Here is a 22010-nt window from a genome sequence, read left to right as displayed (position 1 = left end):
CGCGTTCCGGTACTGCGTACACGGCGAAGGTGATCAGTGGCCATCCCCGACGTGTACGCCCGGTGGAGGGGCCGAAGCGTCCTTTGGTCAGCGCGAAGGGGCCGATGGCACGACAGTGCAGGTTAACGGGTGTCCAACTAGCAGCTGTATTGGTTACCGAAGAACCTCCCGAATACCTGCGATCCCAGCCGATCGAGAATTCCCATGAACCCGACCCGCTCACACCGCCGCTCGGCTCACACCGCCGCTCGGTTCACGCCACCCGCACCGGGTCCGCTCCGCTCACACCACCCGCACCGGGTCCGCTCCGCTCACACCACCCGCACCGGGTCCGCTCCGCTCACACCACCCGCACCGGGTCCGCTCGACGCGCACCCGCCGCCGCCACCGCCGTCCAGCACTCCGGCTTCGCGAACCCGCGCCCGGCGAACGCTTCGAGCACCGCCGTCGTGCACGCCTCCACCGCCGCCTCCTCCACCAGCGCGATCACACAACCACCGAACCCGCCACCGGTCATCCGCGCCCCCAGCGCGCCCGCCGCCACCAACGCCTCCACCGCGACGTCCAGCTCCGGCATCGTCACCTCGTAGTCGTCGCGCAACGACGCGTGCGACTCCGTCAGCAACGGCCCGATCTCGCGGATCCGGTCGGCGCGCAGCAGGTCCGCCACCCGCGCCACCCGCGCGTTCTCCGTCACCACGTGCCGCACCCGCCGGGCGAGCCGCTCCGGCAAGTCCTGCTCCGCACCGTCCAGGTCCCGCAGCGCGGGCACGCCGAGCAGCTCCGCCGCCCGGTGGCAGTCCCGCCGCCGCGCCGCGTACTCGCCGTCCACCAGCCGGTGCGGCGCCTTCGTGTCCACCACCAGCAGCGTGAGCCCGACCGGCGCGAGGTCGAACGGGATGTGCTCGGTCTCCATCGAGCGCGTGTCGAGCAGCAACGCGTGCCGCTCCCGCGCCAGCAGGGACGCCGACTGGTCCATGATCCCGCACGGCATGCCGACGAACTCGTTCTCCGCCCGCTGCGCGATCCGCGCCAACGACCGCCGGTCCAGCGACACCCCGGACAGCTCGGTCACCGCCAACGCGGTCGCGCTCTCCAACGCCGCCGACGACGACAACCCCGCCCCCAACGGCACGTGGCCGTCCACGAGCAGACCGAATCCACCGATCGGGTGACCCTCCTCGCGCAACGCCCAGACCACGCCCGCCACGTAGGCCGCCCACCCGGTCACCGCACCCGGCACGAGGTCGACCACGCGGACCTCGGTCACGCCCGAAGCCTGCCGCGACGACACCCGCAGCACGCCGTCGTCCCGCCGGGCCGCCGTGATCCGCACGACGTGCGGCAACGCGATCGGCAGCACGAAACCGTCGTTGTAGTCGGTGTGCTCGCCGATCAGGTTGATCCGACCCGGTGCCTCGAAGACCCCGTCCCGCGTCATGCGCCACCCCTCGTGCTCTCCCGGACCTCCAACGAGAACGGCGTCCGCACGTGCTCCGGCGGCCGTCCCGGGTCGTCGACGCGCCGTCGCAGCAGGTCGACCGCCGCCCGCGCGATCGCGGCCTTGTCCGGCGCGACCGTGGTCAGCGTCGGCAGGCTGTACGTGCCTTCCTCGGTGTTGTCGAACCCGACCACCGCGAGGTCGGCGGGCACCCGCACGCCGCGTTCGGCCGCGGCGCGCACCGCGCCCACCGCGAGCAGGTCGTTGAAGCAGAACACCGCGTCCGGCGGCTCGTCGGCGGCGAGCAGGCGCGCCATCGCCTCCGCGCCGTCGCGCCGGTGGTAGTTCAACGCGGTCGCGACCAGGTCGTCGCGCACCGGCAGCCCGGCGTCGCCGAGGGCCTTGCGGTAGCCCTCCAGGCGTTGCGCCGCCGTGCCGCGGTGGGGGTGCGCGCCGATCGCCGCGATCCGGGTGCGGCCCAGGCCCACCAGGTGCGCCACCGCCACCCGGGCCGCTTCCACGTTGTCGATGCCGACGTGGTCGATCGGCAGGTCCACCGAGTGCTCGCCGAGCATCACCACCGGTATGCCGGGCGCCAGCTCGCCGAAGTCGCGCGCCTCCAGCGCCTCCGGGCTCACGATCGCGCCGTCGATCATGTGCGGGCCGAGCGAGGCCAACGTGTCCCGTTCACCCTCGCGGGTGCCCAGGGTCTGCTCGATCAGGACGTTCCACTCCTGCTCCTGCGCCGCGCCGAGCACCAGGCCGGCCAGCTCCGCGAAGTACGGCACCACCAGTTCCGGGAGCACCAGGGCGAGGAAACCCGTTCGGCCGCGGCGCAGGTTGCGCGCGCCGATGTTGGGCCGGTAGCCGGTGGCGGTGAGCGCCTCCTCGACCCGGCGGCGGTTCTCCGGTTTCACGAACGCGTAGCCGTTGACCACGTTCGACACCGTCTTCACCGACACGCCGGCCAGCGCGGCGACGTCTTTGAGCGTGGCCAAGCGGTGCCTCCGGTGCTCTCGGGTCGGGCCTTCAGCAGGGATTCTCGGGAACGACCGGGATCGTAGCCGGCCGGTCGGCCGCTTTACAACGTTGTATCGACGAGGTAAGAACTGCAAGTGACCCAGGTCACCAACTCCTGCCTGCAGTCGCACCACCCGCTCGCTGCACCACCCGCTCGCTGCACCACCTCACCGCACAGCACCCACCCGCAGCACCCGGCACCACCTCACCGCACAGCACCCACGTCACCAGCACCCTGCCGATCGTGGAGCCACCCATGCGCAAGCTGTCGTCCGGCCTGACCGGACTGCTGGCCCTCAGCACCCTCCTCAGCACCTTCCTCGTCGCCCTGCCCGGCACCGCCACCGCGGCGGTCTGGCAGCCCAAACCGGCGCCGCTCACCACCCCGTGGACCGGGCAGGTGTCGCCGACCAACGCGCTGCCCGAGTACCCGCGCCCGCAGCTGGTCCGCTCCGACTGGCTCAACCTCAACGGCGTGTGGGAGTTCGCCGGCGCGCCGAACCTGTCCTCGCCGCCGTTCGGCCGCACGCTCGCCGAGGGCGTCCTGGTGCCCTACCCGATCGAGTCCGCGCTGTCGGGCATCAAGCGGCACGAGGACCACATGTTCTACCGCCGCGCGTTCACCACGCCGACCGGGTGGAACGGCCGCCGCGTGAAGCTGAACTTCGGCGCGGTCACCTGGGAGACCCGCGTCTGGGTCAACGGCGTCAGCGTCGGCACCCACACCGGCGGGTTCGACGCGTTCTCGTTCGACATCACCTCCGCGCTGCGTGCGGGCGCGAACGAGGTGATCGTCGGCGTGCGGTCCACGATCGACGGCAGCCAGTACCCGATCGGCAAGCAGCGGCGCGACCCCAGCGGCATCTTCTACACCGCGGCGTCCGGCATCTGGCAGACGGTGTGGCTGGAGCCGGTCGCGGCCAACCACATCACGCGCCTGGACACCACGCCCGACGTGCCGGCGGGCGTGCTCGACCTGGTCGTGCAGGGCACGGCCGGCCAGCCGGTGCGCGCCGAGGTCCTCTCCGGCGGGCAGGTCGTCGGCACGGCGAGCGGCACCGTGGGCGGTCACCTCCGCGTGCCCGTGCCGAACGCGAGGCTCTGGTCGCCGGACGACCCGTTCCTCTACGACCTGCGGGTCACCTTGGGCAGCGACGTCGTCACCGGGTACTTCGGCATGAGGTCGCTGGGCAAGGCGATGGTCGGCGGCGTGATGCGGCCGCTGCTCAACGGCAAGTTCGTGTTCCAGCTCGGCACCCTCGACCAGGGCTACTGGCCCGACGGCATCTACACCGCGCCCACCGACGCCGCCCTGCGGTTCGACCTGGAGCGGCAGAAGGCGCTCGGCTTCAACATGGTGCGCAAGCACATCAAGGTCGAACCCGCCCGCTGGTTCTACCACGCCGACCGGCTCGGCCTGATGGTGTGGCAGGACATGCCGTCGCTGGACGCCGTCGACGAGGTGCCCAACGGGCGCACCCACTTCGAGTCCGAGCTGCGGCGGATCGTCGACCAGCTCAAGGGCATCACGTCGATCGTGCAGTGGGTGCCGTTCAACGAGGGCTGGGGCGAGTACGACGCCGGCCGGATCGTGAACCTGGTCCGGTCGATCGACAACACCCGGCTGATCAACCACAACTCCGGCTCCAACTGCTGCGTCTCCGACCCCGACCCGGGCAACGGCGACGTCATCGACGACCACGCCTACCAGATGTCCGGCGCCACCCGGCTGCCCGACGCCAACCGGGTCGCCGTGCTCGGCGAGTTCGGCGGCCTCGGTCGGCGGGTCGTCGGCCACGAGTGGCAGCCGGGCGCCGGGTTCGCCTACGGCGAGCTGTTCCCGGACGAGGCGTCGTTGACCGGGCGGTACGTGGAGATCACCAAGGAGGTCGGGCGCTTCGTGCACACGCGCGGGCTGTCGGCATCCGTCTACACCGAGCCGTACGACGTGGAGAACGAGGTCAACGGCTTCTACACCTACGACCGCCAGGTGCTGAAGATGACCGAGGCGCGGGTGCGCGAGGTCAACCAGCGGGTGCTCGCGCTGGCCAACGGCACCGAGGTCGGGCGCGGCGAGGTGATCTCGTTGCGGGTGACCACGTCCGGCTACACCGACCGGCACCTGCGGCACCGGGACGCGCTCGCGCGCACCGACGTGATCTCCGACGACACCGGTCGGCTGGACGCGACGTTCTGGGCCAGGCCCGGGTTGTCGGACGCGGCGTGCCTGTCGTTCGAGTCGCGCAACTTCCCGGGGCGGTTCCTGCGGCACTCCGCGTCCCGGGTGCGGTCGGACGCCAACGACGGGTCGGCGGCGTTCGCCGGGGACGCCACGTTCTGCGCGCGGGCCGGGGCGGGCGGCACGGTGCTGGAGTCGCGCAACCTGCCCGGCCAGTTCATCCGCCACTACCAGGAGGGCGTGTACCTGGCGCGGTCCGGCGGGACGAACCCGTGGGACAGCGCGACGAGCTTCACGGCCGACACCACGTGGGCGGCGGTCGTGCCGCTGTGGCGCAGCGGTGCGGACCTCCCGCTGGACCAGGCGCGGTCGTTCCGGGTGACGACGGCCGGCTTCACGGACCGGTACCTGCGGCACCAGGACGGCGTGGCGCGCACCGACGTGGTGAACGCGGGCAGTTCGGCGTTGCTGAAGGGTGACGCGACCTTCGTCGTGCGGCGTGGTCTGTCGGAGCCGTCGTGCTACTCGTTCGAGTCGCGCAACTTCCCGGGGCAGTACCTGCGGCACGCGTCGTTCCGGGTGAGGTTGGGCGCGTCGGACGGGAGCGACCTGTTCCGGCGGGACGCGACGTTCTGCGCCCAGCCCGGGGTCGGCGGCGTGCGGTTGGTGTCGGTGAACGAGTTGGGCGCGAGCGTGCGGCACTACGCGGAGGAGGTGTGGGTGGCGGTGAACGGCGGTGCTCACGCGTACGACAACCCGACGTCTTATGACGCGGACGTGAGCTGGGCCGTGACCGCGCCTTGGGCTCCGTAGCCCTTGGTCCTTTGTGGTCTTTGGTGGTCCTTTGTGGACCCGCGCGGTGGTGCTGCTACCGTGCGGGTCCATGAAGGGGTTCGCCGTGCTCGGCATGGTGCTGCTGTGCGTCCTCGCGCCGATCGCCATCGTGTACGGGTTGATGGCGTTCACCCCGACGGGTAGTTGCGACTACTCCGTGTCGGGTGTGTGTTCGTACGGGCGGGTGCCGATGATCGTGGCCGCGGGCGGCACCGCGCTGGTGTGGGCGGTGTCGGCGGTGCTGACGTGGGCGGGCACCCGCGGCCGGCCTCGGGTGTACGTGCCCTACGCGGCGCTCGCGGTGATCGTGCTGCTGCTGGTGGTGGCCGGGCGGTTGGCGGGGTAGACCGAGCGGGCGAGCCAGACGAGCGCGCCGCCGACGACGACGTGCAGGGCGCTGGTGAGCAGCGAGTCTGGCAGGCGGGTGGCGAAGGTGAAGACGGGTACGGCGATGGCGTAGGTCCACGCCGGGACGGACGGGTGGGCGCGGCTCTTGATCATGCTGATCGCGAAGGTGATCGTGCCGAGGGCGAAGACCAGGGCGCTGGCGGTGAGGACCGCGGTGGTGGGTGCGGCGAGCGTCGGCTGGTCGAGGTGGAACAGGACGATGTTCACCGCGTAGGCCGCCGCGCCGAACAGGCCGAGGCCCACGATGTTCGCCGCGTAGCCGGCCGTGCCCAGGGTGGTGCGGGGTTGTTTGAGGTAGAGGGCCGTGAGGAGCGGCGCGGCCAGGGCGGGGGAGACGCCGAGCACCAGGCTGGTGGCGGTCGTCTCCCCGACAAACCCCTCGACCGCTCCCGGTAGGGCGATGAAGAGGCCTGAGAGCGTGCCGCAGAGGGCGCCGAATCGCAGCAGGAACGTCATGGGTGGGGACGGTATTCGCGCAGGTCGGGGCCCCGGGAGTGCCGAGCGGCCAGTGCCGGGGTGCCGATCGGCACGTGCCGCCGACTTCCACGATCGGGTGATCTGCAAAAAAGGGATCAATCAAAACGCCGTTTCCAATGCCCCCGAACGTCGGTTGAACAAAGAGGCCGCCCTCAACCCCCGCCCCTGCCTCCGACCACCACCCACCCCCGCCCCCGACCCCACCCCGCACCCGACCGCACCGCCGTCCCCGCCCCGCCCCCCGACGCAGCCTCGACCCGCCCCCGACACAGCCTCGACCCGCCGACTCCCGGCCACCGGTCCCGGCGGCCAGTTCCGGGCCGTCGGCGGCAGGCGCGCGATCCGAGGTGTGCGACGTAGCCTGCGGGGGTGCGTCCTGTGTCGTGGTTATCGCCGCTGCTGTGCGGCGTGGTGATGGTGGCTGGTGGCTATGCGGGGCTCGCTGGGCTCGGGGAGACGCGGTGGCTGCCGTTCGTCGGCGGGCTCGTCGCGCTCGTGCTGGTCGACGTGTTCGGTTCGGGGTTCGCGGCGCTCGGGTCGCGGCGCGCGGCCGTTGGGGCGCGGCACTTGGCGGGCGGGGTGCAGCGTGCGGCGGGCGGGGTGCGGTATTCGGTGGTCGGGTTGCGGCGGTTGGTGGGTGGGGCGCGGGGGCGGGCGGCGGTTGTGCTAGTGGTGCAGGCGGGGTTGGTGGTGGTGATCGCGTTCGCCGACGGGTCGGGTATGGCGCGGGTGTTGTTCTTGTTGTTGCCGTTCGGCGCGTACTTCGCGTTCGGGCGGGTGGTGGCGGTTGGGGTTGGGGTGGGTACGGCGGTTTTCCTGGTGGTCGCGTTCCAGCTCACCGTGCCGGGGTGGACGCGGTCGGTCGAGCACGTGTCCGACCTGTTGATGTTCGGGATCGGGCTGGTGCTGGCGCTGGCCATGGCCGAGTTGTCGGCCGCCGCGGAGCGGAATCGGGTGGCGCGGGACGTGCACGACGGGATTGGGCACCACCTGACCGCGGTGTCGGTGTTGCTGGAGAAGGCGTCGGCCTTCCGGGACCGGGACGCGGCGGTGGCGGATCAGGCGATCGAGGACGCGCGGGAGTCGGCGAGGCGGGCGTTGGAGGACGTGCGCACGTCCGTCCGGGCTATGCGGGAGCCCTTCCGGTTGGCCGAGTCGCTGACGCGCCTGGCCGGTGGGCTTGGCGTGTCCGTCGCCTGCACGGGTGACGAGTCCCGTTACGCGCCCCGCACCCTGCTGGCGCTCTACCGGGCCGCGCAGGAGGGGATCACCAACGCGATGCGCCACGCCGCCGGCTCGGACGTCACCGTGACCGTCCACTGCGGACCCCGGCAGGCACGGCTGGTGGTGGCCGATGACGGGCCCGGGTTCTCGGTGGAACGGGAAGACTTCGGCCTGCGCGGGGTGCGCGAGCGGATCGGGTTGGTCGGTGGGTCGGTCGAGGTGGACGGTGGTTCGGGCACCCGGCTCACGGTGGTCGTGCCCAGGGGGACGGTGTGAGAGGCCGGGATGGTGTGAGAGACACGGATGGTGTGGGTGACGAGAACAAGGGCGGCGGGGGTGACGTGCGCGTGGTCGTGGTGGACGACCAGCGGCTCATCCGCGAGAGCATCGCGGCCCTCCTCGACCTCCAGCCGGGCATCGCGGTGGTCGGCACGGCCGGTGACGGGGAGGCCGCGGTCGAGTCGGTGGTCGCGGTGGATCCGGACGTGGTGCTGATGGACGTGCGGATGCCGGTGATGGACGGCATCGACGCGCTCGCGGAACTGCGCCGTCGTGGTGCGCGGGCACGGGTGGTCATGCTGACGACGTTCGACGACGAGGCGTACGTGGTTCGGGCGCTGAAGGCGGGTGCGAGCGGCTACCTGCTCAAGGACCGGCCCGCCGTCGAGCTGGCGGCGGCGGTGCGGCTCGCGCACTCGGGCGTGGTGCAGTTCGACCCGGCCGCGGCGGCACGGCTGGCGTCCGCGTTGGGGACCGAACGGCCCGACGGGCTCACCGAACGCGAGGTGGACGTGCTGCGCCTGGTCGCCGGCGGACGCACGAACCGCGAGATCGCCGGACGCCTGCACCTCAGCGAGGGCACGGTGAAGAACCACGTCTCCCGCATTCTCGGACGGCTCGGCCTGCGCGATCGCACGCAGGCCGCCGTCTACGCCCGTGACCGGGGCCTCCTGTAGGCCGGCACAGGCCTACACCGGGACCATCCCCATGAACAGCAACAGGTTCGGCGACCCGACGCCCGGGTTCGTGATCACGCCGGGGGTGGCGTTGGCCCGCAACGCCTCGGCCACCGCCACCGCCGAGTCACCCGGGAACCGGTGCCGCCACAGCGCCGCCACGCCCGCCGCGTGCGCGGACGCCGTGGAACCGCTGATGGTCGAGTACGCGGTGTCCGAGGTGCCCCACGCCGACGTGATGTTCACCCCCGGCGCCCACACGTCGATGCACGTGCCGAAGTTCGAGAAGCTCGCCTTCACGTCGTTGGCGTCCGTCGCGCCGACGGTGGTGGCCAACGGCGTGCTGCCGGGCGAGTAGCCGCACGCGTTGGCGTTGGAGCTGCCGGACACCACCGAGTAGTGCACGTTCGCGTTGATCGACCGGGTGATGGCGTCGTTGAACGCCTGGTTCGCCCCACCGCCGAGCGTCATCAGCGCGACCGCCGGCCGGCCGCTCGCCGCCGCGTCCTGCGTCGCCCAGTCGATGCCCGCGATGATCTGCGAGTACGTGCCGGAGCCCTGGCAGTTCAGCACCCGCACGGACACCAGCGTCACGTCCTTCGCCACGCCGGTGGTCCGGCCGCCGACCGTGCCCGCCATGTGCGTGCCGTGGCCGTTGCAGTCGTTGCCGGGCGGGGTGACGCCGCCGACGGTGTCGAGCCCGGGCACGGCCGCGCCGTCGAACTCCTGGTGCGTGTACCGGATGCCGGTGCCGAAGATGTACGCCCGCACGGTGGGCGCGGTGTTCGGGTGGAAGTACTTCCTGTCCAGCGGCAGGGAGCGCTGGTCGATGCGGTCCAGGCCCCACGACGGCGGGTCGGGCTGGACCACGAGGTCCTGCGCGGTGAGGTTGGGCCCGGTGGCCGGCCGCGCGGTGCGGTCCTGCGCGGTGAGGCGGACGCGGGCGTCCTGGGCGATGTAGGCGACGCGGGGGTCGGCGGCGAGCCGTGCGACCTCCGAGGCGGTGGCGCGCAGCGCGAACCCGGGCAGGGCCGTCCGGTAGGTGAACGTGACGTTCGGTGCGGTGGATCGCGTCGCGGCCAGGTCCTCGTGCCGCTTCAACACCACGATGTAGCTGCCGGCGACGGCCTGTGCGCGGTCGGCGGGCAGCACGGGGGCGGCGTGCGGCGCCGGGGCGGCGTACGCGGTCGGGGTGACGAGGCCGGCCAGCAGCGCGCCCGCCACCGTCACGTGTCTGATCTTCACGGCTCCTCCAACAAGCAGGGTTTCGTCGGGGAACGTGCTCGTCCTTGAACCACAGCACGTGCACGGGAGCGGCGACAGGTCCGATCAGAGTTCAACGATCAGTCGCCCGATGGTCAACTTTCAGCCTTCTCGGGGGTGCAGACTGCATTCGGTGGTCAGTCGTTAGGCCGAATGGGTGAACGCAGCAGGGTTGCGCTAACACCGGATCAGGTGACGTCGACAGCAAGGCCACCGGCGCGCACACACAGGGGGTCTGCGCTCATGGTCAAGAAGAAGAACGGTCTGCCGGCGTCGCTGAGGCGGTTCGTGCGCACCAAGGGCGCCGACTACCTGCGTGACCCGAACGTGTCCTCGATCGGCATCGGCTACAAGGTGGCCGACGGCAAGCCGACGGACGAGATCGCCATCCAGTTCACCGTCCGGCAGAAGGCCGAGCCCGAGGCGTTGCGCGCGCTCGGCACGGCGCTGCTGCCCGAGACGATCGAGGTCGACGGCGTGCCCGTGCCGACCGACGTGCTGCAACGCGACTACCGGGTCGACTTCCACGTGGTGGAGGAGACGGTCAGCGACGTGCGCAAGACGCGGGTCGACCCGGTGTCGCCGGGCGTGAGCGTGGGCCACGTGCGCGTCTCCGCGGGCACGTTCGGCTGCGTCGTCTACGACCGGGTCGACGGCACCCCGTACGCGCTGAGCAACTGGCACGTCCTGCACGGCCCGAACGGCGCGCTGGGCGAGGACGTGGTGCAGCCCGGCGTGCACGACGACAACCGCACCGACCGCAACCGGCTCGGCCGGCTCGTGCGGTCGCACCTCGGCGCGGCGGGCGACTGCGCCATCGCCACCATCGAGGACCGGCGGTTCGAGGCGGAGATCCTCGACCTCGGCGTGCGGGTGGACCGGATCGGCGAGCCCGAACTGGGCGACAAGGTCGTCAAGAGCGGTCGGACGACCGGCGTGACGCACGGCGTGGTCCGCCGCGTGGACACCCTCGTCAAGATCGACTACGGCCCCGGCGTCGGCCAGCGGCAGATCGGCTGCTTCGAGATCGGGCCGGACCCGGCGCGGCCCGCCGCCGACGGCGAGATCAGCATGGGCGGCGACTCCGGCTCCGCGTGGGTGTTCAAGGCGTCCAACGGCAAGACCGGCAAGACCATGGCGGGCCTGCACTTCGCGGGCGAGGCGGGCGACAGCCCCGACGAGCACGCGCTGGCGTGCCTGCCCGGCTCGGTGTTCGAGAAGCTGGGCATCACGCTCACGCCGCCGCGCAAGGTCGAGGCCGCCGCGCTGGTCGGGTTCGACGAGAACTTCCTCGGCACGCCGGCCGGCGTGCCGGAGCTCGGCGAGGCGGCGCGGGCCGACGCGGTCGAGCTGAACGGGTCGGTGGTGGTCGACTACACGCACTTCTCGCTGGCGCAGAGCAGGTCGCGGCGGTTCGCTTTCTGGGTGGCGTGGAACATCGACGGCGGCGACCTGAAGTCGATCAACCGCACCGGCATCCCGTTCGTGCTCGACCCGCGGCTGCCGGCGCAGTTCCAGGTCGGCGACGAGCTGTACCGGGGCAACCGGCTCGACCGCGGCCACCTGGCCCGGCGCGCCGACCTGCTGTGGGGCCCGAAGGCGGTGGCGCAGAAGGCGAACGTCGACTCGTTCTTCTTCACCAACATCACGCCCCAGATGGACGACTTCAACCAGAGCATGCGGCAGGGCCTGTGGGGCAGGCTCGAGGACGCGGTGCTGGCCGACGTGGACGTCGACGACCTCCGGGTGAGCGTCTACGGCGGCCCGGTGTTCCGGTCCGACGACCGCGTCTTCCGCGGGGTGGCGCTGCCGCGCGAGTACTGGAAGGTGATCGCGTTCACCTCGGCGGGCACGCTGAAGGCGCGGGCGTTCGTGCTGACCCAGAACCTGAACCAGCTGGAATCGCTGGAGCTCGACGAGTTCCGCGTCTTCCAGGTGCGGCTGGGCGAGGTCGAGGAGCGCTGCGGCTTCACGTTCCCGGCGGCGCTGACGGCGGCGGACACCCTGGTCGTGCCGGAATCCCTGGACGAGCGCGCACCGCTGGAGGCGTTGAGCGACATCCAGTGGTGAGCGACACCCAGTGGTGAGCGACATCCAGTGGTGAGCGACGTCCGGTGGTGAGACATCCGGTCGTGGACGTCAGCCGGGACGGCGCCGCAACCAGAGAATCGACCCCACGCCGACGACGATCAGCCCGAGCCCGACCGCGGGCCAGAGGTACAGGTTCTGCCCGTCCTCCGGGAAGTGGGCGGCGCTCGGGTTGTTCGGCCGGTAGCTGACCTCCACCCGGTCGCCCGGCGCCGGCTTCCGGTCGGACGGCGGGAGGGTCTCGGTGACCTCCTCGCCGTCGGCCGTGGTGAACCGCACGGTCGACTTCCAGTCGCCGCCGTCGGCTTGGGCGACCCTGACCACCTCGGCCTGCGTGTCGACCAGGCGCCGGTCGTCCACCACGAGCCAGCCGCCGAACGCGATCAAGGCCACGCCGGAGACGATGAAGATCACAGCTCTGAGCACCGCGGTTCCCCCTGCGTCCGGCGACCTGCCCCCACGGTGGAGCTTATCGGGTGTCACCTGGCCGGGTGGCGCGTGCCGGCGGCGTGCTGATTCCCGGAGCTAGGCTGGAGAGTGCGCTTGATGTTCGCTGCGCTCGCAGCCCACGGACACACCTACCCCTCGATCCCCTTGGCCCTGGCCGCCCGCGATGCCGGGCACGACGTGGTGTTCGCCGCCGGTGAGCCGTTCCTGCCCGCGTTGCGCGAAGCCGGGCTGCGCGCCGAGCCCGCCGGGATGGGCATGGCGGAGGCGTTCGCCGGGGTCGAGCCCACCGACCGGGGCATCGGCCACGTCATCGGCGACGTGCTGCCGCGCCGGTGGTTCGCCGACCTGACGCCGTTGCTGCGCGCCCACCGGCCGGACCTGCTCGTCCACGACCTGGCCACGCTGGGCGCGGCGCTGGCCGGCGCGGCGGCGGGCGTGCCCGCGATCGCGCACACGTTCGGCCGGGTGTCGCCGGGGCCGATGTCGGAGGCGATGGTGGCGGCGTTCGACGCGCTGGCCGCCGAACTCGGCGTCACGCTCCCGCCGGCCCGCAGCGTCGACATCTGCCCGGACTCGGTGCAGTCGCCGCAGTTCCGCGCCACCGACCGCGTCCCGCTGCGCCCGGTCGGCTGGTCGCGGCCGGGCGACGTGCCCGAACGCGGCTCCCGGCCGTTCGTGTACCTGACCCTGGGCACCGCCTGCGCCTCGACCGACGTGCTGCGGCAGGCGGTCGACGGGCTGGCCGCGCTGCCGGTGGACGTCGTCGTGGCGACCGGGCCGGTGGTGGACGTGGCGGCGCTGGGCCCGGCCCCGGACAACGTGCGGCTGACGGCGTGGACGCCGCAGCACCGCCTGCTGCGCGAGGTCGACCTGGTCGTGCACCACGGCGGCAGCGGCACGATGCTCGGCGCGTTCGCCGCGGGCGTGCCGCAACTGCTCCTGCCGCAGGGCGCGGACCAGTTCGGCAACGCCCAGGCCGTCCTCGACGCGGGCGCCGGCGCGCGCCTGTTGCCCGGTGAGGTCAGCCGTGAAGCGGTGACGGCGGCGGCGGGCGCGCTGCTCGTGGACGACGCCGCCCGTGCGGGCGCGCGCCGCCTCGCGATCGAGATCGCCACCATGCCCTCACCGGCCGAGGTGGTCGACCGGCTCACCTGATCGGCGCGTGGCGCCCGACCCGATCACGGAGGGCCGGTGCGACCGCGTTCGGCGCGCAACGCCGCCCTGAACGCTCGGTAAACTGGGTGGCATGGCCAGGGGGGTCGACACGAAGGCGCGTGCGCAGGCAGTGGCACGCGAGCTCTTCCTCGAGCGGGGCGTGCGGGGCACCAGCCTGCAGGAGATCGCGGACCGCCTGGGAGTCACCAAACCGGCGCTCTACTACCACTTCCCGTCGCGCGACGCGCTGGTGCGCAGCATCGTCGAGCCGTTGATCGAGGACGGCGACGCGTTCGTGGTGGAGCTGGAGGCCCGCCCGCCCGACGGCCCGCGACCGTTGCTGGAAGGCTATTTCACCTTCCACTTCAGGCACCGCGAGGCGGTCGCGCTGCTGGTCCGGGAGTCGGCCGCGCTCGCCGACCTGGGCCTGGTCGACCGCATCCTGGACCTGCGCTCGCGGGTGACGGCCCTCCTGGTCGGCGAGAACCCGTCGCTGGCGGACGCGACCCGGGCGGCCGTGGCGCTGAGCGGCTTGGCCGACTGCCTCCTGCTCTTCGCCGACGAGCCCTTCGACGCCCTGCGCACGGCTGTGGTGGACGCCGCCCACGCCGCGCTGACGGGCCGGCCCGGGTAGGCCGCTCGGGCCGGTGGGCCCTGCTCCCGGATCCACCTACGGCCGGTCCGGTCCGTGAAGACGCGTCGCAACGCGGCGGTCGTGGTCGTCCACGTCCCTCGCGCTCCGGTGCAGGGTGAAAGGTCTGGGTACGAGGCCGTCGGCCAGGACCGGCCGCTCGTCGCCCCCGGTGACGGTCAGGTGGGCGTCGTCGGCCAGCGCGGTCACCGTCGCGGTGATCAGGACCTGGGCCGGCGACGCGCCGGCGCAGGTGAACGGACCCGTGCCGAACGGCAGGTAGGGGCCGTGCCCGCCCGGGTGCGCCCACCGGTCGGGCCGGAACACGTCGGGGTCGGTCCAGTGCCGCTCGTCGTGGTGCGCCAGGTAGGGGCTGACCGACAGCACCTCGCCGGGCCGCACGGGGACCTCGCCGAACCCGGCCGGCGTCGACCGGACGACCAGCCAGGCCATCGGGCGGTGCCGCAACGCCTCGCGCACGACCCGGTCGACCGGCCACGGCCACCGCGAACCGGGCGCGTGCAGGCAGGCCAGCAGCACCGACCACGCCACCGTGCAGCCGACCGGCGCCACGATCGCCCGGAACAGCACCACGAACAGCTCGGCCACGGCCTGGTCGGCCATCCCGTCCGGGCACGTCCCGATCACGGCGTCCAGCACGTCGCGCGGCTCGCCGGTCCCGACCACCCGACGCGCCGCCACCTCCGCGGCCACGCCGGCCAGCAACCTGCCGCGCAGCACCTCCGCCCGCGCCCGCTGCCACACGTGCGGTGGGCGGATCAGCGCGCCGCCGAGTGCGGCCCGCTCCACCGACCGCCGCAGCCCGGACGGCGTGCGCGGGTGCAGCAGCAGGTCGGCCGCGGACCGGTGCACCAGCGCCGTCCCGGCCGCGGGCCACCTGCTGACCGCGGGCAGTTCGGCCACCGCCGCGGCCAGCCCCGCGTGGAAGTCGGGCACGCGCGCCCGCAGCAGGTCCCGCACCGCGCGCCCGACCGCCTCCTGATCCGACCGGGAGGGCAGCAGGTTCCCGAAGAACGCGGACATCCCGCCGTGGAACGCGGGCTCGTGCAACACCGTCCGCGCCAGGTCCGCGTCGCCCACGCACCAGTCGCCCCACGGCAGCCGGAACACCGGTGCCGGGGCGCGGCGGCGCAGGCGTTCGATCGAAGCCAACGGATCCCGCCGGAACCGGCGCATTTCGGCGCTCATCGCAATCCCCCCCCGGGGACCACGGTGCCACTCTTCGGCGCGGAAAGACCCGTCGCCGGCCCGAATCCCACCAACGTGGGATGACGCGCGCCGCTCGGCCACGCTCCGTCACGTCGGGTGAATGGCCTTCGCGTCCACTTGCGACCGGGGACCGCGAGCCGCAGTTGTCCACAGAGGATAGTGGGCGGCCGGTCCGGTGACGGTTAGTCAGCTCGCCTGCCGGGTGCGCCGGGCGTAGGCACGGGCGGCGCGGGCGCGGTCGCCGCAACGGGTCGAGCACCAGTGGCGGCGGCCGTGGCGCAGCAGGTAGCGGTTGCACGGGGTCGAGCCGCAGTGGGTCAGGCGGTCGGCGTCGGGGCCGGTGAGGAGGTCGGCGGCGTTGGCGGCCAGGGTCGCGAGCGCGCGGTCGAGGATCTCGTTGGTGGGGCACGGTGTCGCGCGGTAAGGGCCGGTCCGCTCGTCCCACTGCAGCAGCGCGGCCGTCGGCGCCTTGCTCAACGCGTCGTTGACGGCCGACAGGGCCGCCGGCAGGGCGGGCACCCCGGCGACGCGCGCGGCGAAGAGCGACCTGAGCTGCTCGCGCAACGAGCGCAGTTGCGACGCGCAGATCTCCCGCACCCCGGCGTCGGCCGGGGCGAGGCCGCGGTCGAAGAGCCACTGGTTCGTGCCCTCGGGCGTGCCGAGGAGGTCGGTGAACTGCCCGCCGGGCAGTGCGACGGCGCTGTTGACGAAGTCGAGGGCGAGGTAGTCCTCCGCGCCGGGGGCGGGCGGCGGCGCGGCGTCGTCGGCCAGGGCGTCCGTCATGGCTCTCATGGTACGAGTTGTGCTTTTCCGTGAGAAAGGGCTACCGTCCCTCACGGATAGCCCCTTGATCATCCGTGAGGTTACGATGACCCGCACCACCGGCGAACGGCTCGCCGTCCGCGTCTTCGGCGGCCCGACCGCCCTGTTCGAGTACGGCGGCCTGCGCTTCCTGACCGACCCGACGTTCGACGCGCCGGGCGACTACGCCGTGCCGCGCGGCAAGCTGACCAAGACGGCGCCGTCCGCCGCCGCACCGGCCGACCTGGGCGCCGTCGACGTGGTCCTGCTCTCGCACGACGAGCACCCGGACAACCTCGACCACGCCGGCCGGGCGCTGCTCGCCGACGTCCCGCTCACCCTCACCACGCCCGGTGGCGGGCAGCGGCTGGGTGGGCGGGCCAGGGGACTGGCCGACTGGGAGTCCGTCCGCCTCGACCGCCCCGACGGCGGCACGGTCACCGTCACCGGCGTGCCCGCGATCCACGGTCCGCTGGCCCGGGCCGAGGTCGAACCGCTCACCGGCCAGGTCGTCGGCTTCGTGCTGACCGGCGAGGACCTGCCCGCGGTCTACGTCAGCGGCGACAACGCCTCGCTCGACGTGGTCCGGCAGGTCGCCGAGCGCTTCGGCCCGGTGGGCACCGCCATCCTGTTCGCCGGCGCTCCCCGGTTCCCGATCCTCTTCGACGGCGCGGCCATCGTCCTCGACAGCGCCCAGGCCGCCGAGGCCGCCGAGATCCTCGGCGCGCGCCAGGTCGTGCCCGTGCACTACGACAGCTGGGCGCACTTCACCGAGGGCCGTGACGACCTGGTGGAGGCGTTCACCGCCGCCGGGCTGCTCGACCGCCTCGACCTGGGCGACCGGGGCTGACCAGGTCGAGGCCGACGCCGGCCGGGGACATCACGGCCGCGCAGCGCCGCAGCCTCATCGTCCTGGGCGTCGCCCAGGTGCTCAGCGGCGCCGGACTGGCGGCCGGCGTGACGGTCGGCGCGCTGCTCGCGCAGGACGTGCTCGGCTCCACCGGCCTCGCGGGGCTGCCCAGCGCCGTGGGCACCGCCGGCACCGCGCTGGCGGCGTTCGCGGTCGGGCGGCTCTCCCAGGCACGCGGGCGCCGCCCCGGCCTCACCGCCGGGTACCTGGCCGGTGCGATCGGGAGCGCGGGCGTGATCACCGCCGCCGTCCTGGGGGACGCCGTGCTGCTGTTCGCCTCGCTGTTCGTCTACGGCGCGGGCGCGGCGACCACCCTGCAAGCCCGGTACGCCGGGGCGGACCTGGCCGCCCCGGCGCACCGCGCCCGCGCCGTGTCCACGGTGCTCGTCGCCACGACCCTGGGCGGTGTGGTCGGCCCCACCCTCGCCGCGCCGACCGGCGACCTCGCCGCCGCCCTCGGCCTGCCCCGCCTGGTCGGGCCGTTCCTGCTCGCCGGCGTCGCCTACGCGGTGGCCGCCATGGTCCTGACCGCCTGGCTGCGCCCCGACCCGCTGCTGCTGGCCCGCACGTTCGACCAGCCGGACGACCGGCCGCCCCCGGAGGTCGGACGTCACCGCCCCGGTGCGCGGGTCGGCGTGCTGGTCATGGTGCTCACCCAGCTCGTCATGGTCGCGATCATGACGATGACGCCCGTCCACCTGCACGGCCACGGTCACGGCGCGGCCGCGTCCGGGCTCGTGATCGCCGTCCACGTCGGTGCGATGTACCTGTCGTCACCGCTGTCCGGCCGGCTCGTCGACCGGCACGGCGGCCTGGCGGTCGCCGCCGCGTCCGGCCTGACCCTGTCGGCCGCGGGGCTCGTCGCGGCCCTCGCGCCCACCGGCTCCGCCGCCTCGTCCGCGGTGGCCCTGGCCCTGCTGGGCGTCGGCTGGAACCTCGGCCTGGTCGCGGGCACCGCGATCACCACCGACGCGGCGCCGCCGGCCACCCGCGCCAGGAGCCAGGGCCTGGTCGACGTCGCCGTCGCCGTCTCGGGCGCCGCCGGCGGCCTGACCTCGGGCCTGGTCGTCAGCGCCGCCGGCTACCCCGTCCTGGCCCTGGGCGGCGGTGTCCTGGCACTGGCGGTCGTGCCCGCGGTCGTCGGCGCGGGCGGCCGGTCAGCCCGGCGGTGAGGCGGCCTCCTCCTCGTCGGCGCGTCGCCGGCTGCGCAGGCTGGTGACCGTGACGACGGCGAGCACACCGATGATCACCGCCAGCGAGACCGGTGTGGGGATCTCCGGCACACCCGGCCAGATGCCGTGCGCCCAGTGCAGCACCAGCTTCGCCCCGATGAACGCCAGGATGATCGCGAGTCCGTGGTTGAGGTGGACGAGCTTGGCCAGCGCGGACTGCAGCACGAAGTACAGGGCGCGCAGGCCGAGCAGGGCGAAGGCGTTCGTGGCGAACACGAGGTAGGGGTCGTCGGTGATGCCGTAGACGGCCGGCACCGAGTCGACGGCGAACACCACGTCGGTGGCGAACACCGCGACCACGACGACCGCCAAGGGCGTGAGCGCGCGTCGGCCGTGTTCGCGCACGGTCAGGCGGGTGCCGCGGTAGTCGTCGGTGACGGGCATCAGCCGTCGCAACAGCCGGACCGACCGCATTCGGGACACGTCGCGCTCGGCGGCGGGTCCGCTGACCGCGTCGTGGAGCAGCTTCACCGCCGAGGCGAACAGGACCAGCCCGAACACCAGGAACGCCCACGTGCCCGCCGACAGCATCGCCGCACCGGCCGCGATGAACACGCCGCGCAGCACCAACGCGCCGACGATGCCGTAGAGCAGCACGCGCTGCTGCACGGCGGACGGGACGGCGAAGGCCGCGAGCAGCAGCATGAACACGAACAGGTTGTCCACCGACAGCGACTTCTCGACCACGAACCCGGTCATGAACTCCAGCGCCCGGTCGCTGCCGGCGGCGTGCCACAGCCAGAGCCCGAACACCACCGGCAGCGTGAGGTAGAACACCGACCACCCCGCGGCCTCGCGCATCGAGACCTCGTGCGGACGGCGGGTGACCGCGAAGTCGGCGACCAGCAGCACGACCAGGACGGCGATGCTGACCAACCACAGGACCGGCGACCCGATGGAGTCGGCGGGGCTCGCCGCGACGGCGACGTGCACAGGCATCAAGGCTCCTCGAACGTGGAAGTCCGAGGTCTCCTTCACCCTGGCGGGCGGCCCACCGGGGACACCTCACGGGATGTCCGTACTGACCGGCCGGGCACTTGGGAAGTACTCCCCTCGACGCCAGTATCGGGCACCGCGCCCGCTGAGTAAAGCGATGGTCAAGAAGTGGGACGGGCCGCCGCCGTCCCGACGACGGCGGCCCGTCCGGTCACCGCCCCGTGCCGGGATAGGGGAGCAGCGCCATCTCACGGGCGTTCTTGATGGCGGTGGCCACCTGGCGTTGCTGTTGCGGTGTGAGGCCGGTGACCCGGCGGGAGCGGATCTTGCCGCGGTCGGAGATGAACTTCCGCAGCAGGGTCGCGTCCTTCCAGTCCACTGTGGTGACGCCCTCCTTGCTCAGCAGGTTCACCCGGCGCTTCGGCGTGCGTTCGGTCCTGGCCACCGGGCTCACCAGCTCGACTTGCTGACGCCGGGCAGCTCGCCGCGGTGCGCCATCTCGCGCAGCCGGACGCGGGACAGGCCGAACGCGCGGTGGAACGCCCTGGGGCGACCGTCCACGGCGTCCCGGTTGCGCAGCCGAGTGGGACTGGCGTCACGGGGCAGCTTCTGCAGCGCCCGCTGTGCTTCGTCGCGGCGCACGGGATCGGTGCGGATGATCTCCTTCAGCTCCGCGCGGCGCTCGGCGTACCGGGCGACGACCTCGCGCCGCTGCCGGTCCTTCGCGATCTTGGACTTCTTGGCCATCAGCGCTCCTCGCGGAAGTCGACGTGCTTGCGCACCACCGGGTCGAACTTGCGCAGCACCATGCGGTCGGGGTCGTTGCGCCGGTTCTTGCGGGTGACGTAGGTGTAGCCGGTGCCCGCCGTGGAGCGGAGCTTGATGATCGGCCGGACGTCGTTGCCCTTCGCCATCAGACCTTCTCCCCGCGGGCGCGCAGTTCCGCGACCACCGACTCGATGCCGCGCCGGTCCACGGTCTTGATCGCCTTGGTGGACAGGGTCAGCACGACGTGCCGGTTCTCCGAGGGCAGCCAGTACCGGCGGCGTTGCGTGTTGGGCAGCCACCGGCGCGACGTGCGCCGGTGCGAGTGCGAGACCTGTTTGCCGAAGCCGGGTTTGCGGCCGGTCAGCCGGCAGTGGCGCGAGGACACACGACCTCCTGAATTGAAATGACAATCGTTTCCAGTTACCGTACCCCACATGGGAACCGAGGTGGTACTGGTGGCCGGGCTCGCCCACCACGACGTCGCCGACGAGGTCTGGCGCGCGTCACCGGGATCGGTGCTGGTGCGCCACGACCTGAGCGGCCTGGCCGAGGGCGTGGTGCGCCGCTGGGTCGACGGTCGGCTGACCGTGCTGGAGCTCGCGCACGGCTGCGTCTCGTGCACGTTGCGCCTGGACCTCCTGCCGCTGCTGCAAAGCCTGGGCGGACGGGTCGTCGTGCACCTGGACCCGGCGCTGGAGCCGGAAGCCGTCTGCTTCGCCCTGCGCGGGCTCGACATCCGGGTCGAGGCCGTGATCACGGTGGTCGACCGGACCACGTGGCTGACCGACGCGACCGGGGACGTCACGTTGGCCGAGCGCGGCATGGCCGCGGCGGCCGGCGACGAGCGCACCGTGGCGCAGGTCGTGGTGGGACAGGCCGAGTTCGCCGACGCGCTGGTGATGACGGGCGTCGGCGGCGGCGAGGTGCTGGACGCCGTGCTCGACCGCCTGTCGCCGCGCGCGCCGCGCCACGACCTCGGCACGCTGGACGTGCCCGCCCTGCTCGCCGCGATCCCGCCCGGCGCGCGCCGGGGACGCGTCGACGACGGTTTCGGGCCGTTGCTGCGCGGTCAGCCGCCGTTGACGCCGGCGCACGGCGCGTCCGTCGTCCACTTCACGGCACGGCGCCCGTTCCACCCGATGCGGTTGCACCACGCCCTGGACGTCCTGCTCGACGGCGTCGTGCGCACCCGCGGGCGGTTCTGGGTCGCGAGCCAGCCGGACGTCGCGCTGTGGCTGGAATCCGCCGGGGGCGCGCTGAACGTCGGCAACCTCGGCCCGTGGCTGGCGGCTGTGGAGGACTGGTCCGAAGTGGACGCCGAGCGCCGGGCCTCGGCGGCGGCCGGCTGGGACGCGGAGTACGGCGACCGGTCGCAGGAGCTGGTGGTGATCACCGCCTCCGCCGAGCCGGACGGGATCACGGCGGCGCTGCGCGAGGCGTTGGTGACCGACGAGGAGTCGGCGTTGAGCGACGAGCTGGAGTTCGTCGACCCGTTCGCCGAGTGGCACGACCAGATGGAGGAGCTGTGAAGCAGGGCATCCACCCCGACTACCACCCGGTGGTCTTCCAGGACCAGGCGACCGGGAAGGCGTTCCTGACCCGGTCCACGGCCACGTCGACCCGCACGATCGACTGGGAGGACGGCAACACCTACCCGTTGATCACCGTCGACATCACCTCGGACTCCCACCCGTTCTGGACGGGCAACCAGCGGGTCATGGACACCGCCGGCCGCGTGGAGAAGTTCAACCGCCGCTACGGGAAGAGGGCCCGCTGATGGCCGTGCCGAAGCGCAGGACCTCGCGCAGCAACACCCGCCACCGCCGGTCGCAGTGGAAGGCCTCCGCGCCGGACCTCGTCCCGGTGACCACCCTCGACGACCGCAAGCTCACCGTGCCGCGCCGACTGGTGGCCGCCTACCGACGCGGCCTGCTGTGACGACCGGGCGGGCGTGACCACCGGGTAGGCGCGGCGGGGTCCGCCGAAGTGCGACGACGCCGAGTCCAG

Annotated in this window: 24 protein-coding genes; 12 read left to right on the top strand and 12 right to left on the bottom strand. The window is 72.9% G+C overall.

Annotation, left to right across the window (positions count from 1 at the left end; all coding sequences use genetic code 11):
* Positions 1-340: 340 nt before the first annotated feature.
* Both galK and AB0I91_RS11020 read right to left on the bottom strand, forming a co-directional pair.
* On the bottom strand, positions 341-1441 hold the full coding sequence (gene galK / locus AB0I91_RS11025) for a galactokinase (RefSeq protein ID WP_499636521.1): 1101 nt from the start codon (positions 1439-1441) through the stop codon (positions 341-343).
* Complete coding sequence (locus AB0I91_RS11020; RefSeq protein ID WP_498785382.1) at positions 1438-2439, bottom strand: LacI family DNA-binding transcriptional regulator; 1002 nt, start codon at positions 2437-2439, stop codon at positions 1438-1440. The genes galK and AB0I91_RS11020 overlap by 4 nt, the downstream gene beginning before the upstream one ends.
* A gap of 278 nt (positions 2440-2717) precedes the next feature.
* Between AB0I91_RS11020 and AB0I91_RS11015 the strand changes: the two genes are divergently transcribed.
* Together AB0I91_RS11015 and AB0I91_RS11010 are read left to right on the top strand one after the other, a co-directional pair.
* On the top strand, positions 2718-5453 hold the full coding sequence (locus AB0I91_RS11015; protein ID WP_499636519.1) for an AbfB domain-containing protein: 2736 nt from the start codon (positions 2718-2720) through the stop codon (positions 5451-5453).
* Positions 5454-5523: 70 nt separating this feature from the next.
* Complete coding sequence (locus AB0I91_RS11010) at positions 5524-5820, top strand: hypothetical protein (RefSeq protein ID WP_499616083.1); 297 nt, start codon at positions 5524-5526, stop codon at positions 5818-5820.
* Here AB0I91_RS11010 and AB0I91_RS11005 read toward each other — a convergent pair.
* On the bottom strand, positions 5760-6338 hold the full coding sequence (locus AB0I91_RS11005; RefSeq protein WP_499636517.1) for a hypothetical protein: 579 nt from the start codon (positions 6336-6338) through the stop codon (positions 5760-5762). The genes AB0I91_RS11010 and AB0I91_RS11005 overlap by 61 nt on opposite strands.
* A 399-nt stretch (positions 6339-6737) precedes the next feature.
* Here AB0I91_RS11005 and AB0I91_RS11000 point away from each other — a divergent pair, with 399 nt between their 5' ends.
* Positions 6738-7859, top strand: coding sequence for a sensor histidine kinase (locus tag AB0I91_RS11000; RefSeq protein WP_499636515.1), 1122 nt, complete (start codon positions 6738-6740; stop codon positions 7857-7859).
* Positions 7860-7873: 14 nt separating this feature from the next.
* Positions 7874-8539 (top strand): response regulator, encoded by a 666-nt coding sequence (locus AB0I91_RS10995; RefSeq protein ID WP_499636513.1) that lies wholly within the window; start codon positions 7874-7876, stop codon positions 8537-8539.
* 12 nt (positions 8540-8551) lie between these two features.
* Here AB0I91_RS10995 and AB0I91_RS10990 read toward each other — a convergent pair whose 3' ends face one another.
* Entirely contained in the window at positions 8552-9784 is a 1233-nt protein-coding gene (locus AB0I91_RS10990; RefSeq protein ID WP_498785395.1) for a S8 family peptidase, read from the bottom strand.
* 261 nt (positions 9785-10045) lie between these two features.
* On the opposite strand from AB0I91_RS10990, the gene AB0I91_RS10985 reads away from it, so the two are divergent.
* Positions 10046-11872, top strand: a complete 1827-nt coding sequence (locus tag AB0I91_RS10985; RefSeq protein ID WP_499636512.1) for a DNA/RNA non-specific endonuclease — start codon at positions 10046-10048, stop codon at positions 11870-11872.
* Positions 11873-11941: 69 nt separating this feature from the next.
* On the opposite strand, the gene AB0I91_RS10980 is transcribed toward AB0I91_RS10985, so the two are convergent.
* Positions 11942-12316 (bottom strand): DUF3592 domain-containing protein, encoded by a 375-nt coding sequence (locus AB0I91_RS10980; protein ID WP_498785399.1) that lies wholly within the window; start codon positions 12314-12316, stop codon positions 11942-11944.
* Positions 12317-12436: 120 nt separating this feature from the next.
* On the opposite strand from AB0I91_RS10980, the gene AB0I91_RS10975 reads away from it, so the two are divergent.
* Entirely contained in the window at positions 12437-13495 is a 1059-nt protein-coding gene (locus AB0I91_RS10975) for a glycosyltransferase (protein ID WP_499636510.1), read from the top strand.
* Positions 13496-13586: 91 nt separating this feature from the next.
* Positions 13587-14129, top strand: coding sequence for a TetR/AcrR family transcriptional regulator (locus AB0I91_RS10970; RefSeq protein WP_499616100.1), 543 nt, complete (start codon positions 13587-13589; stop codon positions 14127-14129).
* 36 nt (positions 14130-14165) lie between these two features.
* Here AB0I91_RS10970 and AB0I91_RS10965 read toward each other — a convergent pair whose 3' ends face one another.
* Together AB0I91_RS10965 and AB0I91_RS10960 are read right to left on the bottom strand one after the other, a co-directional pair.
* A complete protein-coding gene (locus tag AB0I91_RS10965) occupies positions 14166-15335 on the bottom strand; it encodes a cytochrome P450 (RefSeq protein WP_498785408.1) in 1170 nt (389 codons plus the stop codon).
* Positions 15336-15542: 207 nt separating this feature from the next.
* Complete coding sequence (locus tag AB0I91_RS10960) at positions 15543-16139, bottom strand: CGNR zinc finger domain-containing protein (RefSeq protein ID WP_498785410.1); 597 nt, start codon at positions 16137-16139, stop codon at positions 15543-15545.
* 85 nt (positions 16140-16224) lie between these two features.
* Here AB0I91_RS10960 and AB0I91_RS10955 point away from each other — a divergent pair, with 85 nt between their 5' ends.
* Together AB0I91_RS10955 and AB0I91_RS10950 are read left to right on the top strand one after the other, a co-directional pair.
* Positions 16225-17007 (top strand): MBL fold metallo-hydrolase, encoded by a 783-nt coding sequence (locus AB0I91_RS10955; RefSeq protein WP_499636508.1) that lies wholly within the window; start codon positions 16225-16227, stop codon positions 17005-17007.
* Between the two features lie 77 nt (positions 17008-17084).
* Entirely contained in the window at positions 17085-18239 is a 1155-nt protein-coding gene (locus AB0I91_RS10950; RefSeq protein WP_499636506.1) for an MFS transporter, read from the top strand.
* On the opposite strand, the gene AB0I91_RS10945 is transcribed toward AB0I91_RS10950, so the two are convergent.
* From AB0I91_RS10945 to rpmB, 5 genes are all read right to left on the bottom strand, one after another.
* On the bottom strand, positions 18225-19238 hold the full coding sequence (locus tag AB0I91_RS10945; protein ID WP_499636504.1) for a TerC/Alx family metal homeostasis membrane protein: 1014 nt from the start codon (positions 19236-19238) through the stop codon (positions 18225-18227). The genes AB0I91_RS10950 and AB0I91_RS10945 overlap by 15 nt on opposite strands.
* 208 nt (positions 19239-19446) lie before the next feature.
* Positions 19447-19680, bottom strand: coding sequence for a 30S ribosomal protein S18 (rpsR, locus tag AB0I91_RS10940; protein WP_498772846.1), 234 nt, complete (start codon positions 19678-19680; stop codon positions 19447-19449).
* A 5-nt stretch (positions 19681-19685) separates the two neighbouring features.
* A complete protein-coding gene (gene rpsN, locus AB0I91_RS10935; protein WP_499636502.1) occupies positions 19686-19982 on the bottom strand; it encodes a 30S ribosomal protein S14 in 297 nt (98 codons plus the stop codon).
* The gene (gene rpmG, locus AB0I91_RS10930) at positions 19982-20149 is read right to left on the bottom strand and encodes a 50S ribosomal protein L33 (protein ID WP_498772850.1); all 168 of its coding nucleotides are present in this window, start codon (positions 20147-20149) and stop codon (positions 19982-19984) included. Before rpmG ends, rpsN begins: the two co-directional genes overlap by 1 nt.
* Positions 20149-20388, bottom strand: coding sequence for a 50S ribosomal protein L28 (gene rpmB, locus AB0I91_RS10925; RefSeq protein ID WP_498772852.1), 240 nt, complete (start codon positions 20386-20388; stop codon positions 20149-20151). The genes rpmG and rpmB overlap by 1 nt, the downstream gene beginning before the upstream one ends.
* A 49-nt stretch (positions 20389-20437) precedes the next feature.
* Here rpmB and mrf point away from each other — a divergent pair, with 49 nt between their 5' ends.
* Genes mrf through rpmF form a run of 3 tightly spaced genes read left to right on the top strand, consistent with a single transcriptional unit; the run spans position 20438 to position 21941 of the window.
* On the top strand, positions 20438-21532 hold the full coding sequence (gene mrf / locus AB0I91_RS10920; protein ID WP_499616117.1) for a ribosome hibernation factor-recruiting GTPase MRF: 1095 nt from the start codon (positions 20438-20440) through the stop codon (positions 21530-21532).
* Entirely contained in the window at positions 21529-21780 is a 252-nt protein-coding gene (locus AB0I91_RS10915) for a type B 50S ribosomal protein L31 (RefSeq protein WP_498772856.1), read from the top strand. The genes mrf and AB0I91_RS10915 overlap by 4 nt, the downstream gene beginning before the upstream one ends.
* Positions 21780-21941: a 50S ribosomal protein L32 gene (gene rpmF / locus AB0I91_RS10910; RefSeq protein WP_499636500.1), complete on the top strand. Its 162-nt coding sequence runs from the start codon at positions 21780-21782 to the stop codon at positions 21939-21941. The genes AB0I91_RS10915 and rpmF overlap by 1 nt, the downstream gene beginning before the upstream one ends.
* The last annotated feature ends 69 nt before the right edge of the window (positions 21942-22010 follow it).

Origin of the sequence: Actinosynnema sp. NPDC049800, assembly GCF_040656635.1 — a bacterium.
Classification (GTDB): domain Bacteria; phylum Actinomycetota; class Actinomycetes; order Mycobacteriales; family Pseudonocardiaceae; genus Actinosynnema.
The sequence above is the reverse complement of the archived record's forward strand: the minus strand, read 5'-3'. Positions and strand labels throughout refer to the sequence as shown.